The following is a 15,745-nucleotide window of genomic DNA, read 5'->3' on the forward strand; positions in this document are numbered from 1 at the left end:
ATTAATTTGTGATTTTCTAGATTATTTTGCAAACGATTACAGACAAAAGCGGAAGCGACCGTTTAGCGCACGACAGGACTGGAGCGCTTCGACTGAGATAAAGGAAACACGGATCGCGTTTTTGGCGATTCAATGTTGACTTATCGTAGGGAGAAGAGCGAAGTACACTAGTCGCTGGGCGCTGGAGCTAGACTGTTATCAACGTTTAACTTATATTTCCTTTTAAAAAAAAGACCAATCCGCTATGCGAACTGGCCCTTTTACCGCTTCTTTATTTAAGTTGCCTTACGATACTCTGTTGGTGATAATCCTGTAAGCTTCTTAAAAACCCGGCTAAAATAATTAGGATCATTGTAGCCGATGGAAAAGCAGATTTCCTTCAAGCTTTTGGCCTGGTCCTCCATTTGTGCTTTTGCATGCTTTATCCTGATTTCCGTCAAATAATCAATAAACGTCATGCCAAACCGGTCCTTAAATAATTTGCTGAAATAAAACGGACTTAACTCCACATATTCAGCCACTAATTCCAAAGTAATCGATTCGGCATAATGATTTTCAATATATTCTTTTGCCTTGTGGAGCATCCCTTTAGCATGGTTGTTTCTCCAGGTCTGTACCTGCTGAACGATCGACATTAGATGTACTTTTCCCGTCTCTAAAATGGACGCCATCGTCTCAGATTCATCAATCACAGGTTTCCGTTCATAAGGCACTCCTAAATCATGGAGCATCCTCGATAACAGCACAAATAATTCATCGAACGATTTTTTTACAAAATGCGGGTCAATATTCTTGATAGTTGCTTGCCCATTGATAAATGAATCGAATAAAAACATCACCTGAGTGACATCCCCCATACGGACAGCGTCTAACAGTTTTTTCTCCATCTCGAGAATACCCGATTTATCAGCCGGGGTTATTTCAGCAGCACCAAGCTTTACGCCAAATAAAAACTTTTGCTTAGGCGTCAACTGCAATTTCTGGAGGGCTAACACCGCTTCATGATAGGATTTATTTAGCTCATGTGCGTGATTGTACGGGAGACCTACGCCAATCCTTAACTCCGCATGGGAAAACTGCTTTTGAATAAGAGTATGGATCGTTTCAATGATTGACCCTGCATATGATTTAAAATGGATTTTTTCAGCGGTTTTTTTGCATAAAAACAAAACCGGGACCTGTGTTTCTGTTATCGGCCCAACCATAATTTCTTGCTTTTTAACGTTGGATTTAAGAGCATCCTTAAGCCAAGCGTACCAATTAAGCTTATCACTTGCAGAAAGTTCAGATTTTTCTTTGGGCTGAAGGGAGAAAAGCATAATATAACCTGAAGTTATTTCTACACCCAGCAATTGGCCCCATTCATCAAAAGTAATGTCTTGAACTTGATTAATCAACAGCGATGAAACCCATTCTTTTTGGGCAATCGAAACAGCGCGATTCAAGTTTTCCCTTAAGCTTTGCTGCTCATCCCGCTGTTTTCGCTCCCCCTCAATCTCGAAGGAAACACGCTCGAGCGCCTCTAGAATATCTTGTTTTCTGCTTGGTTTTAAAATGTATTCCTTGACTCCCTGCTGCATAACTTCCTTGGCATATTCAAAGGTATTAAAGGCAGAAACCATGATAAATCTGATTGCGGGATCGATTTTTTTTATTTCCTTAACGGCTTGAACTCCATCAATCCCCGGCATTTTAATATCCATAAAAATGATATCCGGCCGATGTTCAAGAGCCATCTCAATCGCCCTTCTCCCATTGGCTGCTTCTCCAATGACCATTACATCCTCGATTGAATCCGTAATAATTTTTGCTAAACCTTTTCGCTCGAGGACTTCATCATCGACAATTAGGATCTTAAGCAAGCTCTCTTTCCCCCTCTGCCATTTCAGGTATGATCAATCTAAAACTGGTTCCTTTGTTTACTTCTGATTCAATTTCCACAATGTCGTTTCGGTGATAGAAGAGCTGAAGCCTTTTAATTACATTTTTCACGCCAATGCCAGTGGAGTGCCCATTGGATTTTTCCGGTTCAAACGCTTCTTCTGTTTCAATTCCATCCGCATATTCCAACAATCTTTTTTTAGTGACTGCATCCATTCCAACCCCGTTATCGTTCACTTCCACATAAATCCAGTCATTTTGCCGGTAAATATTCAGGCTGATGACGGCATTATCCTCATAGGACTCAACACCATGAATGAAGGCATTTTCCACTAGCGGCTGGAGAATTAAACTTGGTATTTCAATATCTAAACAATCATCCTCTATGTCAGTAATGAACTGAATCCGCTCACCAAATCGTGTTTGTTGGATAAAAAAATACTCTCTGACGACCCTTACTTCATCTCTTAATGTAGACGCTTTATTTAAATCACCAAGATTGTAACGAAGCAACGCCGCGACAGCTTCAATTAATCTCGATGTATGTTCAGCATCTTCCAAGTAAGCCATTTTGGAAACAGTATTTAAAGTGTTAAATAGAAAATGTGGATTGATTTGATTTTGCAAGCTCCTTAACTCTAATTCTTTTAAAAGCTTATCTAATTCCGATTTTTGTTTAATTTCCATTACCAATTGCCTGATATTTGTACGCATTTGGTTGAAGGTCTCCGTTAAGAGCTTTAATTCATCGTTGGTTGTAATTTTAATATCTTCTCCCGATAAATTTCCTTTTGCAATCTGTTTGGCAGCTGCTGATAATCGGCTGATCGGTTTTGTAATCCCGCCGGAAATCCATAATGCCAACAAGGTACTAAGGAAAAAAGTAGCCGAAAAGAGGGAGATGGACAATAATTTATAATAATGATTTTGCAATTCAATTTGGCTATAAAATTTTTGATAGTCGGTCAGTTTATTATTTAAAAGTGAGAGCGTACTTTCTTGGAGAAATGAGGCGATTTTCAATGCTTCATTATAATGATTGGAATAAAGATTAATATCGTCTTTTTGAAAGGATTGTATGGCCGCATTACATTCCTTCAAAAAGCTATCAATCATGTTTTTATAATTAACAATTGAAATATCATTGGTGTTTATTTCTTCATAAAGTCTTTGTTGATCCCCGACAAGCTTAAGCCTTTCCTTGTCATAGTCTACAAGATACCGTTCTTCCTTATCTAAAATATACGCATGGAGCTTTTCGGTAATAAGATTGGTTCTTTGCGAGATATCATTGAGCAAAAGGAATCGTTGAAAGCTATTATCGTATTCAACCATCAGTTTTTCACTGCTGTTATAAAAAAAGATTCCGATCGACGTTAACAAAACGACCAATACCATAAAATAAATAAGCAGCTTTGATCTTATCCGAAATAACTTCACTGACTCACCTGCTTTCGGTCCGTAGGCGGCAATGGTAAATCTCCTATTCTCATAATCTCTGTTTTCGTATGAACAATCGGAGAAACCTTTTTCCCCTCCATAAGTGAAACCATCATTTTTACAGCTCCGTAACCCATCTCATATGGCTGTTGGACAACGGTTGCCTTGATAATACCCTGACGTATGTAGGAAATCGTTTCAGGAAGTGTATCGAATCCAATAATATAAACTTTATCCTCCATTTGAGATTTTTCAACCACTTGGGCAATCCCGATCCCATCGAGTGCACTCGTTCCGTAAAAGGCGTTAACCTCAGGGTGGTCCTGCAGGATTTGGTAAGCTTTTTCTGCGGCTTTTACCCTGCTAATTCCCGATTCCTGGACCGTGATAATACGGATTCTTTTTTCAAACTTCACCGCATCCTGAAAACCCTTCACCCGCTGAATCTGATTGGTGGCATAAAAACTGCCTGTAATAATGGCGACATTCGCATTTCCCAGTGTATCGGCAACAAGTGCCCTTCCCGCCAAATATCCGGAATAATAATTATCTGTTCCAATATAAGCAATCCGTTTACTTGCCTGTGCGTCTGTATCAATCGTAATGACAGGGATCCCATTTCCGATGACTTTATTAATTAACGGTGTAAATTGCTCGTCACTCAATCCTTGTGTGATAATCCCATCCACTTTAGAAGCAGCTGACATCTCAATTGTTTTTAAGTGCTCATCGATATTTGCCTGCTTTGGTCCCGCATATTCGAGCATGACACCAAATTTTTTCGCTGCTTCCTCTGCCCCTTTTTCAACGAGTCTCCAGTATTCATTATCAAGCTCCTCAGGAACAAGAACAAAATGATAATGATAGGTCTCTACCGTTTTTTTATCAGGGGGCGGGTCATGGGTTAAAACCTTATATCCGTAAAAAATTGCGAATGAACAGCTCACAAGAAAAAGAAGCGTACCAACTGAATAAGCCATAATGGATAATTTGCTCATAAAACATCTCCAATCCCATTGCCTGTACGGATCATCGGGTTAACTCAAAAATGGGGAAATCCTTATTAATTCCACGCAACTCTTAATCTTCTAATTATTAGATACAAACAATTTACCATGAAAGCGTTTTATGTGTAAATTGTCGAAAAAAGAAAAATCATGGAAAAGACAGCTTTACGATCGTCTCATTCTTTCATGGATTACCGTCCCGGGGGACTGAGCGAGACTGTCCCCCCGGACGGTAGCCGAACAAGATCTCTCCAAACGGTCGCATGTCCATCCTTCGGAATCATGTCTTCCTTCATAGACGTAATCATGACAGGTTTATATAATGATTCACTATCATAAATATCAATGCCCGCCAATTCTTTTACATACCCCGGCGCGGTCAAAGGAAAATGAATATTATTATACTTATCCTTAATTCCTGTGCGATAGGAGAAAATCAATGTGCCTCCTGGAGCCCATATTGATACTCAAAGTAAGGCAGATTCACTTTCAGCTGTACCTTCAGATAGTAAAGAATTTACCCATGAAGTCCAGCGGGTCAATCAGGAATTCCCCTCCTCTTATCAATTGCTATTTGGAAAAGACCGTTGTTCCTGTGGGTTTGCATTTGATTAATCTTAAAGATAAGATCATCCTTTAATGAATTAACGCACCGGGAGTCAGTCCGGTGCGTTAATTTAATAACATAAACCCCTACTCTAATTTAGATAGAATACGATTGATTTTGGTAAGGGCGTATTCCAAATCCAGCAGATCATCCTCGTTTAGTTCGTCAAATCGTTTACACAGGGTATGATAGAATTCTTCCCAACGTAAGCTCGCCATTTTTCTTCCCTTTTCAGTGAGAAAAAGGTTCACGACCCTCTTGTCATTTGTATCTGAAACTCTCTTTACATATTCGGCTTCTTCCAATTTATTAACCAAAGGCGTCAATTGCTGCTTCGAGATGCCGATATTTTGAGCCAGCTGCGTCATAGATATTCCATCGACCGCATGGAATACTGCCTCCAAAATGTGAAACTGCAAATGGGTCAAATCATGTTCCGTTTTTGGAGCAGCTTTTTGTAGTGTGGTTAATTTACCGTAAAATAACGGAATAAGTTGAATGTAGTTTTTCGCAATATTTTCGACTTTAGTTTCCATACTGATTTTCCTCTCTTCAAAGAAAACTCGACATTTAGTAAATTAAAATTTATTATTTCTAACATTTTTGATCTTATTAATTTTTTATTATGGCTGTTTTCGCAAAGATTGTGGTTTTTCGTACGAAATGTCTAACTCGTACTAATTAAGGTATCGTGGCATCTTTACGTCATTTTATAAACGTTTTTATTTCCTGAAACTTTGTTTTGTTCGTCTATTTTATATTAATAGCCACAAAGTTTACGAAAAGGGCCTTTATTATAAACATTTGTTAACTATATATATGATAAATTTTATCAAAAATGATAAAGGATATAACACTTTGAATGGATTCGTACTGTAGGGGAAAAAAGATGGTAAATGGATCTTCATTGATCCGAAAGGGAATCCCTTTCTTTCTATTTGCAAGGGTGGAGAGATGCCATAGGGGGTCGATTGGAGAAGCGAAAAGTCTATCGTCTGTGACTACCTTAATTTTTTCGGAGAGCAAGAAGGAAAGAAAGCCGTTATCGATTTCATGAAGGATTTATACAAAGAGGGAAACAGGCACCAGAAAAGGATAATGTCCACCTTTAATGGACAATATGATGTTTTTGTCCACGAACGGTGCCTGTCACCCAGTTTGCTATTATCTTCAGCAATTCACATTCTCTGAGTGATTAACAAAATCAATTTCAAATCCCAAGTCTTCTAACATCTGATGGTCTTTTGAGCTTTCCTGCCCTTCTGTAGTTAAGTAATCTCCAACAAAAATGGAATTAGCTGGATAAAGACCTAGTGCTTGTAAGCTGCGCAGGTTCACTTCTCTTCCACCTGAAATCCTGATTTCTTTTGTTGGGTTAATATAGCGCATCAGGCAGAGAACCTTTAAGCAATATCTCGGGTTAAGTTCATTGACCCCTTCAAGCAAGGTGCCGTCAATAGCATGAAGAAAATTAACTGGAATGGAATCGGCATCTAACACTTTCAGGCTTCTTGCCATATTTATTACATCCTGCTTTGTTTCTTTCATTCCCACTATGACACCCGAACAAGGTGATATCCCGTACTGTTTAATAAGTTCAACCGTATTGATCCGATCTTGATATGTATGTGAAGTCGTAATGGTTTCATGATGTGCCTCTGAAGTATTGATGTTGTGGTTATATCGGTCAACTCCTGCTTCCTTCAGCTGCAGTGCTTGCTCCGGTTTCAAAATTCCGAGACACGCACAAACCTTTAGATTATATTTTTCTTTAATTTCTTCAACAGCTGAAACAACCGTCTCAATCTCCTTGGTGCTCGGTCCTCTTCCGCTGGCAACGATACAGTATGTTCCAACATTTAATGTGTGCGCCTTCTCAGCGCCCTTCATGATTGTGTCTTTATCCACCATCCGGTATTTTTCAATTGGTGCTGTTGAGATGCTTGATTGCGAGCAATAGCCGCAGTTTTCAGGACAGAGTCCAGATTTAGTGTTAATGATCATGTTCAGCTTGACCTTGTTACCAAAGTAATGATGCCGAATAAGAAAGGCACTGTTCACTAAATCCAGCAAATCCTGATCTGGACAGTTTAAAATCTCCAATGCTTCTTCATTTGTTATTTCTTCACCATCAAGAACTCTTAAAGCAAGTTCCTTCCAATTCCACATTCTTCCATCCTCCATTCCATACTATTACACCAAAATTTTCCTCTATTCTTTTATAAGATAAATGGTATGCCTGATAATTGTCAACCAAATTTAATATTTAGTTAACAATTAAATTTGGTGACAGGCACCACAAAAAGACACTAAGTCATTTTTGTCTCCCTCTGACGGACACTAAAAAACTGATCCCTTTTTCGGAATCAGTTTTGGACTTTCATATTCTTTTTAATTAATTCATAAAATAGCCCTGTCGTGGTTTGAACCACCAGGAAAACTGCTACAGAGTAGGGAAGTTTATACCCATGTTGATAATGTGTTACTCCCATCCAGCCTGAGAGCCTTTCCATAAAAAGCCCAACGATCATCCATCCAAGGATATAAAAAATAAATCGTTTTTTATTGATGCTAAATCTTTCATAGAAATAAACAAAAAAGTATCCAAATGTAGCGAATAAAAAATAGGATAGAAGGTCAGTTAATTCATAACGGTTTGAGTCATTTACCTTATAATAATCAAGTAACCCTCCGCCAATCGTAAAGTCAAATAATGTTGAGCTGGCAAACCCCCAGACTAGAAATAGCAGTGTAATATTCCGTGGAAGCCTTTTCGGAAATAGAAAAAAGGCTGTATAAGCTATCACTAGCATTACTAAAATATATATTTCATTCTTATCAAAATGTTCCCAAAGTATCATGAGTATTCCACCACATTTTGGGATGCCTTCCTAATAGCCTTATAAGAAGAATACGCTATTAAAAGAAGAATCACAAAGTAAACAACATCATAGCCGTAGTTCCATTTTGTGTATTTTTCAATATTAAAGATATTAGAGAGAACACTTAAACCGAGCATGATAATCACAGCAGAAACTATATTTAAAATTTTCATCGTAACTGTTTTACATCTTTGAAGCATGTTCAGCTGAGTTATAAGTACCATAGGCATAATAATACTTCGGTTTAATAAATACGCAGTATAGTTCATACTGCTTTTAGTCCGAATAATAAGCTTCAGCTCATCACCGGCAATCCAAGAGACGTTAATTGTAACAATAAGTAAAATTAAGAAAACAAATGTATTTTCAACAATGGAGAGTCTTTTCTGCATAACGATAAATATGGCGACTATTAGCCACGAAAGGAAGAAAAAAACTGCAAAGCCCATAAAAGCCTCCTAATATATTTTTGGTTATATTATTGGCTTTTATGAAAATTAAATTCCCATTTCAAGCAAAACTAGCAATAATTGCTACTTTATTTCCACAGTACTTAAACGTTTAATTAAGGAATCCACAAATTTTCGGCAACGTTTCAGATCCTGCAGCTGTGGTGTTAGCTCAATTTTTAATGTTACAGCCAATTGAGTGTGGACATAAAGCATATCCCTAAATTCGTCGACTGCCCCGCAAAAGTTTGGATAGAATTGGTCCCCTGTTCCGACTACGCCTGTTACGACATTTCTTACATCTTGATCTTCGAATGCATTGTACAAGGATCGCATTTCATCAGGGATATCTCCGTCCCCCCAAGTGTAGGTTCCAATAACAATTGCATCATATCGGGCCAGTTTTTCTAAAGGGAAATCGTCGACCCGTATAGCAGTGGATTCCACATTATAAAACCGAAACAATCCTTTAAGGATATTAATAAGTTCCTCTGTATTCCCCGTTATCGATGAATAAACGAGCGCAATATTCATTCCTATAGCTCATCAAACCCATTCGATTGGGTTACTTTTGAATAGGTTCTTGATTTTTGCTCAAAGAAATCCGACTTGGTTTCGTTCATCATTTCATCGCTGAACACATGAATCCAGGGCATCGGGTTTTCCCGATCTTGATAAAGATTTACCAAGCCAAGCTGCCGGAAGCGCTTGTTTGCCAAATATTCTACATATCCTCCGAACTCCTCCAAATCAATTCCCTTTATTTCTTTTAATATAAAACGAGCCCACTCTTTCTCAAGCTCCACCGCTTGTCCAATCGTTTGATAGATATATTCGATGTTTTCTTCCGAATCCAGCTCAGGATTTTCAGTTAACAGGATTCGAATAAATTGGGCAATGAAATACGCATGCTGCATCTCATCGCGCTGGATGTAACTGATCATCGTGCTTGTCTTCAGCATTTTTTGCTGCCTGGCCAAATGATAGAAAAAGGCAAACCCAGCGTAAAAATAAATCCCCTCGAGATTGATTGAATTTACCGCTAGTTTAAATAGGTTCAAAGGAGTAGGATTGTTTCTAAATTCCTCATAGGCATCTAAAATAAGTTGATTTCGCTTCCGGACAATCGGGTCATTTTTCGCTTGGTCGAATCGTTTTTTCTGTTCAGCCAATGGAACGAGTGAACTTAAAATATACGAATAGGATTCATTGTGAACCGCTTCCTGCTGGGCAATGACGGCAAAAATCGCCTTAAAGCTTGAATCGGTTACATAATCCATCACCTGAGTCATCGTTGGTGTTTGCAGACTATCAAGCGAAGCCAATTGGGTATTCAAGCGCAAGAAAACATCTTGCTCTACAGGACTAAGATAATCCCATTGCTTGAGATCATCCTGCATATTTATTTCCTGCGCCTTCCAAAAATTTGATAACAGCGTTTGATACAAGTCATACATCTGCGGATAGGCAATATCATTCCAATTCAAGAGTCCGGAGGATTCCCCATTGATAATTCCGGTCGATTTATTGGGGAATTCCGGGTTAAGAAGCTTTATTTTTAAAAGCGTTGCGTTCATATTCATAAAATTATTCCTCCCTGAAATTTAGCTATGGCACGCTTCACATTCTTCGATTTCAGCCTGGGATGTGCTCCTCACATAGTAAGTCGTTTTTAGCCCCTGCCTCCATGCTTCAAGATGAAGATTTAACAAATCCTTTGCTTTAATCGTATGGCGGACATATAGATTAAAACTGATTCCCTGATCAATATGGCGCTGGCGGGCCGCGTTTTGCTTAATGCTCCACAACTGATCCACTTCATGGCGCGCCCGGCGATAATATTCGTATGTCTGATGATCCAAGTCAGGAGCGGTTACTTTAAATTTAAAATTTTTCTTTTCCTCCGCATATTCCACCGAATAAATTGGATCAATGCCATCCGTTGACCCGCCAATTTTTGCCGTCGAGGAGTTCGGGGCAATCGCCATTAGCCAGCCATTACGAATTCCGTATTGCCCTACCTCTTCTTTCAAACAGACCCAACTGCCGGAACAGTAATTTTTCCTCTCAAAATAAACCCCTGTCTCCCATTCCGACCCTTTAAACCCGGGATAAGCGCCTTTTTCCTTGGCCAGTTCTATTGAAGAGCGAATCGTATGATAGGCAATTTCCTCATAAAGCTCATCGGCAAAGCGTACCGCTTCTTCCGATTCCCAATAGATTTTTTTCAATGCCAGCAGATGATGCCAGCCAAATGTCCCCAGCCCAATCGCCCGAAATTTTTTATTCGTTCTTTGCGCTTGTCCCACCGAAATCGTATTTAAATCAATCACATTATCAAGCATTCTTACCTGAATTCGAATCACACGCTCCAACACATTCGCAGGTACTGCTTTTGCCAGATTAATCGAAGAAAGATTGCAAACGACGAAATCTCCCGGTTTACGAACGATGACAATATTTCCGTCGGCATCTTCATATTCATTGATAATTGTCGTCGCCGACATATTTTGGGCAATTTCAGTACATAAATTACTGCAATAGATAGCTGTCCGACCTTCCGCAAGCAAATGCTTATTTGGGTTTTGCCGGTTTACTTCATCCCGATAGAACATATAGGGAGTGCCTGTCTCCAGCTGTGCCACCATAATTCGCGCCATAATATCCATCGCCCGGTAGGTTTTTCGCGGCAGCAACGGGTTTCTGACTGCTTCTTCGTATTTTTCTGTAAAATATAACTGTCGCTTTTCATCGTAAAAATCCTCTAAGCCAAGGAGATTCCCATGTTCATCTTTCCACCCCATGACCTGTTTCACCTGATGCGGGCAAAACGTATGCCATTCGCCAATACTTCTTCCGTCAGCATCTACTTCCTGCAGTTTTTTCATAAAAAGATCGGGAATCGCGACACCTGTGAAAATATCGTGTGCTTTTCGGCGCTCGTCCCCATTATTTGTTTTTAAATCGAGGAAGCCGTTCATGATATCCTTGTGAAAAATATCAAGATATACCGCGACGGCTCCTTGGCGCTGTCCAAGCTGGTCGACACTGACAGCCGTATCATTTATCAGCCGAATCCAAGGCACCACTCCTGAGGAATTGCCCTTGAATTTTTTAATATCGGAACCAAGGGCGCGGACTTTGCCAAAATAAATGCCGATTCCGCCGCCGTCTTTACTTAATCTCGCAACATCCCAATTATTTAAATAAATGCCGTCAAGTGAATCATCAACGGTGTCGATAAAGCAGGACGATAACTGGCCAAAGCTTTTTCCCGCATTCGACAAAGTTGGAGTAGCGACCGTCATATAAAGATTACTCAATGCCCAATAAGCTTCTTTTACTAGTTTCATCCGATGTCCCGATTGTTCTTGTTGCATCATCGTCATCGCAATGATCATAAAACGTTCTTGCGGCAGCTCATACAAATTTCCGTCATGATCCTTGGCGAGATACCTGTCAGCGAGCAAAAATAATCCTATGTAATTAAATAGGTAATCCCGTTCAGGATTGATTTCTTTCCCCAGCACCGCGATTTCTTCAGTGGTGTAAAAGTCTCGAAGATTCGGTGAATAGATTCCTTTTGCTGTTAAGGTTTGAATAAGTTCATTAAAATCACCGTACTTGACGGAACGCGAATAGCCTCTATTTTTCGCAGCCTTTGTATATAGTTCATTTAGATACAAACGGGAGGCGACAAACGTCCAGTCAGGCTGATCGATCGCAATTTGGTTTAATGCATACAATAATGCCTGTTGATTAGGATCTCCGTCTAAATTCAAGGCTGTTATTTTTCGAATAATCTCTCCTGAGTCGATGTTATATTGCTCAGTAGATTGATAGATAGCTTCTAAAACATCATAAAGTTCTGAATGAATTTGTGTTCCCATACGAACATCCTCCTCATTTTTTCATAAAAAAAATCCGCCCAACTGAATTGAGCGGATGAAACGATAACAGTCATAAGGGGTTAAGGCTGGCGGCCTTCATGTCCTTAATTGCCACCGTTCATCTTCCCAATCCCCGAAGAAGTGAAACATCTCAAGTTAAGACAGGTCTCCTGACTTATGCATCCTCCTACTCTGAGCCCTTCCCGTATAAGTACCTATTTCCATAAGCTTTCTTATATAGTGGTTTATCTCATTTCGTCTGCATTTACAGTTGCGGGGGCAGTACCGGATTCTCACCGGATTCCCTTTTTAAGCCTAACGGCATCCTAACTCAAGGCAAACACAATATGTAGTTATTGTTTATGTTTATTAAAACAATATCTAGTATTATATAATAGTAATTGAACCGATTTCTTTTTTCAAGCTTTTTGTACTTCCTAAAAAAACTGATTCGGCTCCCCGAATCAGTTTTTGCTTTTCTTATCCATCATCATCTTAATCATACCCTCTACCAATGTCGGAACTTCCTCAAAGGCACTTTTGATATGTAGACGTTCAGTTCGTTTGTGGGCATCCTTGCCAAATGGCCCCACATTTAAAACAGGTGCTTTCAGCTTTTTCATCGCATCGAACGGAATCCTATAGCTCCCGCCCCAAACAGGTGTATTTGCCTTGAAAACTGTCCAGCCTTCTCCATCCTCTTGATAGTTCACATAACTCAAATCACAGATTCCATTGAAATAATGAATTTGTTGGATCGGCAAGTCATATTCTTGAAGGCCCTGCTTCTTTAAATACTCCACACATTGCACAACGAGTCCGGCATCAGACGAATTAACCGGCGGATAATAGGGTGGCGCATATAGGAGGACGATTGCCGGAGCAAGCTCCTGACATTGAATCATGAGCGTATCAGCAATTCGTAACGATTTTTCACGATCGTCCCATTCGTTGTTTGCCTGAACCGAAGTTTTCACCGCTTCGATATATTCGTTGCCAAATTTTCTTTTTGCATGCTCGAGTAAATCACCATATCTTACTACACGTACTTCTCTGACAGGCTTCACAGATTGTTCCTCGCAGACCCTCTTGTACGCCTGACTGCAAGCCCGAGCGGCCTCTATTGCGATTTTTTCAAAAACATCCATTATTTCAGCAGCATTCCGTTTCATCAAAAATACGTTATACAGGGCGGCGGCACGGTATGGTGTTTGCACCGAGTATTCCGATCTCATGTCCTTTTGCTGAAGCGTGACCGGCAGTGGAGTCGCCTCCCCCATGACGGTTTCTTGAAAATCCCTGTTCCACTCCATTCGCTGGGTCAAAAAGGAAGCGATATAAGGAGCTGTGATTCCGCTAAGCGGTTCACCTACATGTGTTTCTTTCCCGTAAAAAAGAGCCGAAGGCAGAATTTTGCCGATTGTACCTGAGTATACATAAAATTTAAGGTCACCCGGCTCTTGTGTGAAAACTGGCTCCCCGTTTAGAAATAGTTTATAGACGAGCTGATGCTCTTCCTTCATCTCCAGTAATTTTTCCGCAGCTGCACGCATCCCGGCTGAATTTACTTCTTCATCCGGAACAGTTAACAAAAGGAGATTCAGCGGCCACTGCCCGACCGCCGCTTTTTCAATTAATCCCATATGCATGACAAGCCCCATCTTCATATCCATCGTACCCCGGCCGAATAAATATTCACCGGATTTCAAATCCTCACTTGCATCTTCCGGGAGTTCATCGATTCTTCCGTGAAGCTGCCTCGTCAGCTCCTCCGGCTGATAGGCAAATGCTTCAAGGTCACCATATTCTTCTGTATTAACCGTATCAAAATGACTGATAAGAACAATGGTTTCCTTCGCTTCAGGATGCTTATATAAAGCAGTTAAAAATCTGCGGCCAAGGTCGGCATCATGAAGTTTCAAAAGAGCAGGATGCTCCTGAAAATACGCCAGCTCCTGCAGCTTTGCCTGTAACCTTACAGGAAATTCACGCTCCCCCTCTGTTAATGTCATGCTCCTCCAGCTGACCACCTCGCACAATAACTCCCTCAGTGCTTCAGGTCGCTCCCATCTTAGCTGATTCATTCTGTCACAAACTCCTTCTGTTCAATAAATATATCGTTCTCTGTCCGCAAGTCGCGGACATTTTAATCAAAATGTCCACCAACGGTGCCTGTCACCGTCTTGTTTCTTATTCTTAAAGTAATAAGATAGATAACATACAGCTAAAAATCCTATCCCTACAAGCAGTCCTACGAGCTGGGTGGGGTCGAAGGCCAGGAATACTAGCAGCGATATACAGGATACGATGCAAACAATTGGGATGAGCGGATAAAATCGCACCTTGTATTGCAAATCTTCTACTTTTCCGCCGGCTTGGATATATTTACGCCGGAACATTAACTGGGAAAAGGCAATTCCAATCCAGGAAATCGTAACAGAAATCCCTGCGATCGCCATTAATAAAACAAATACAGTGTCCGCTGCGACCACACTTGTTAATAATGACAATAACGAAAAGATCATCGTAAACACGAGAGCGGCAAAGGGCACCTTGCGTTTGGTTAAGGTTCCAAAAAGTTTTGGGGCCATACCGTCCCCTGCCATCGCCCACAGTAATCGGGTCGAAGCATAAATGCACGAGTTGCCTACTGACAGTATAGCTGTCAATATAACGAAATTCATAATGTCAGGGGCAAATGGAATTCCTGCAAGATCCATTAATTTAACGAAAGGACTTTCCAATATTCCCAGTTCCTTTGCCGGGAAAATCGCTGATAAAATAATAATCGATGCAAGATAAAAAATGATAATTCTAAAAAGCACGTTACGGATCGCCCGAGGGATATTCTTATGAGGTTCTTCACTTTCACCTGCGGCAATTCCAATCAGTTCAGAGCCCTGATAGGAAAAGATTACATTCATCATCGTCGTAAAGAGGATGACAAAACCAGACGGGAAAAGGCCTGAGGGCGCTAAATTTTTTAAAAATGGCGCCGGCCGGTCTGCAAGAGGGATAGCCCCAAAAATAGCTGCAAACCCAATGATAAGAAAGAAAATAACCGCAATTACTTTAATTCCAGCAAACCAATATTCTGCTTCCGCAAAGCCTTTTGTGGTAAGGGCGTTAAGAAAAAATAGCAGAGCGATAAAGACAGCGCACCAAATCCAAACGGATACATCCGGAAACCAGCGTTTCATCAGGATCCCTGCCGCGGTAAATTCTACACCGGCCGTGGTCGCCGATCCGATGAAATACATCCACCCTAAGGCAAAACCAGCTGAAGGGCTAATAAATTTACTTGCATACGTTTGAAACGAGCCGGTTACTGGCATATAGACCGCAAGTTCCCCTAAACACACCATCACCAAGTATAAAATGATGCCGCCGAAAATATACCCAACGAGTGAACCGCCAACTCCGGCTTGATGGATCGTAAATCCGGCATTTAAAAACAGCCCTGTTCCAATGACTCCGCCTAAAGAAAGCATAAACAAATGCCGGCGTTTCATCGATCGATTTAACTGATTTTGCTGAGCCCCTTCTTCTTGTTCGACCACACTTCCCACACCCCTTAAATGTTTAAGTA

Annotated in this window: 14 protein-coding genes and 1 riboswitch; of the genes, 1 reads left to right on the top strand and 13 read right to left on the bottom strand. The window is 40.4% G+C overall.

The genetic code is table 11. The annotated features are described in order from the left end of the window. Positions 1-275: 275 nt before the first annotated feature. The 4 genes from J2S10_RS23470 to J2S10_RS23485 form a co-directional block, all read right to left on the bottom strand. Positions 276-1,862 carry a response regulator transcription factor gene (locus tag J2S10_RS23470; RefSeq protein ID WP_307412945.1) on the bottom strand — a complete coding sequence of 529 codons (1,587 nt, stop codon included), beginning with the start codon at positions 1,860-1,862 and terminating at the stop codon, positions 276-278. Next, the gene (locus tag J2S10_RS23475; protein ID WP_307413137.1) at positions 1,855-3,279 is read right to left on the bottom strand and encodes a sensor histidine kinase; all 1,425 of its coding nucleotides are present in this window, start codon (positions 3,277-3,279) and stop codon (positions 1,855-1,857) included. Before J2S10_RS23475 ends, J2S10_RS23470 begins: the two co-directional genes overlap by 8 nt. Before the next feature lie 38 nt (positions 3,280-3,317). Further along, entirely contained in the window at positions 3,318-4,319 is a 1,002-nt protein-coding gene (locus tag J2S10_RS23480) for a sugar-binding protein (protein ID WP_307412947.1), read from the bottom strand. A gap of 200 nt (positions 4,320-4,519) precedes the next feature. Beyond that, positions 4,520-4,768 carry a type 1 glutamine amidotransferase family protein gene (locus J2S10_RS23485; RefSeq protein WP_307412949.1) on the bottom strand — a complete coding sequence of 83 codons (249 nt, stop codon included), beginning with the start codon at positions 4,766-4,768 and terminating at the stop codon, positions 4,520-4,522. Position 4,769: 1 nt separating this feature from the next. Here J2S10_RS23485 and J2S10_RS23490 point away from each other — a divergent pair, with 1 nt between their 5' ends. Continuing rightward, positions 4,770-4,943 (top strand): hypothetical protein, encoded by a 174-nt coding sequence (locus J2S10_RS23490; protein WP_307412951.1) that lies wholly within the window; start codon positions 4,770-4,772, stop codon positions 4,941-4,943. Positions 4,944-5,021: 78 nt separating this feature from the next. Here the strand turns inward: J2S10_RS23490 and J2S10_RS23495 are convergent, their stop codons facing one another. The 9 genes from J2S10_RS23495 to J2S10_RS23535 all read right to left on the bottom strand — a co-directional run bounded on the left by J2S10_RS23495 (position 5,022) and on the right by J2S10_RS23535 (position 15,716). Next, a complete protein-coding gene (locus tag J2S10_RS23495) occupies positions 5,022-5,471 on the bottom strand; it encodes a MarR family winged helix-turn-helix transcriptional regulator (RefSeq protein ID WP_307412953.1) in 450 nt (149 codons plus the stop codon). Positions 5,472-6,105: 634 nt separating this feature from the next. Beyond that, positions 6,106-7,104 (bottom strand): biotin synthase BioB, encoded by a 999-nt coding sequence (gene bioB / locus J2S10_RS23500; protein WP_307412955.1) that lies wholly within the window; start codon positions 7,102-7,104, stop codon positions 6,106-6,108. A gap of 197 nt (positions 7,105-7,301) precedes the next feature. Continuing rightward, positions 7,302-7,796: a hypothetical protein gene (locus J2S10_RS23505; RefSeq protein WP_307412957.1), complete on the bottom strand. Its 495-nt coding sequence runs from the start codon at positions 7,794-7,796 to the stop codon at positions 7,302-7,304. Next, positions 7,793-8,266, bottom strand: a complete 474-nt coding sequence (locus J2S10_RS23510) for a hypothetical protein (protein WP_307412959.1) — start codon at positions 8,264-8,266, stop codon at positions 7,793-7,795. The genes J2S10_RS23505 and J2S10_RS23510 overlap by 4 nt, the downstream gene beginning before the upstream one ends. A gap of 84 nt (positions 8,267-8,350) precedes the next feature. Further along, a complete protein-coding gene (locus J2S10_RS23515; RefSeq protein WP_307412960.1) occupies positions 8,351-8,800 on the bottom strand; it encodes a flavodoxin domain-containing protein in 450 nt (149 codons plus the stop codon). A gap of 2 nt (positions 8,801-8,802) precedes the next feature. Beyond that, positions 8,803-9,849: a ribonucleotide-diphosphate reductase subunit beta gene (locus J2S10_RS23520; RefSeq protein WP_307412963.1), complete on the bottom strand. Its 1,047-nt coding sequence runs from the start codon at positions 9,847-9,849 to the stop codon at positions 8,803-8,805. 21 nt (positions 9,850-9,870) lie between these two features. Continuing rightward, positions 9,871-12,156 carry a ribonucleoside-diphosphate reductase subunit alpha gene (locus J2S10_RS23525; RefSeq protein ID WP_307412964.1) on the bottom strand — a complete coding sequence of 762 codons (2,286 nt, stop codon included), beginning with the start codon at positions 12,154-12,156 and terminating at the stop codon, positions 9,871-9,873. Positions 12,157-12,299: 143 nt separating this feature from the next. Further along, a riboswitch (cobalamin riboswitch) is annotated at positions 12,300-12,500 on the bottom strand. A 120-nt stretch (positions 12,501-12,620) separates the two neighbouring features. Beyond that, on the bottom strand, positions 12,621-14,240 hold the full coding sequence (locus J2S10_RS23530; protein ID WP_307412966.1) for a M20/M25/M40 family metallo-hydrolase: 1,620 nt from the start codon (positions 14,238-14,240) through the stop codon (positions 12,621-12,623). 66 nt (positions 14,241-14,306) lie between these two features. Then, positions 14,307-15,716 carry an amino acid permease gene (locus tag J2S10_RS23535; RefSeq protein WP_370876272.1) on the bottom strand — a complete coding sequence of 470 codons (1,410 nt, stop codon included), beginning with the start codon at positions 15,714-15,716 and terminating at the stop codon, positions 14,307-14,309. Between the last annotated feature and the right edge of the window lie 29 nt (positions 15,717-15,745).

This window comes from Neobacillus ginsengisoli, assembly GCF_030813055.1.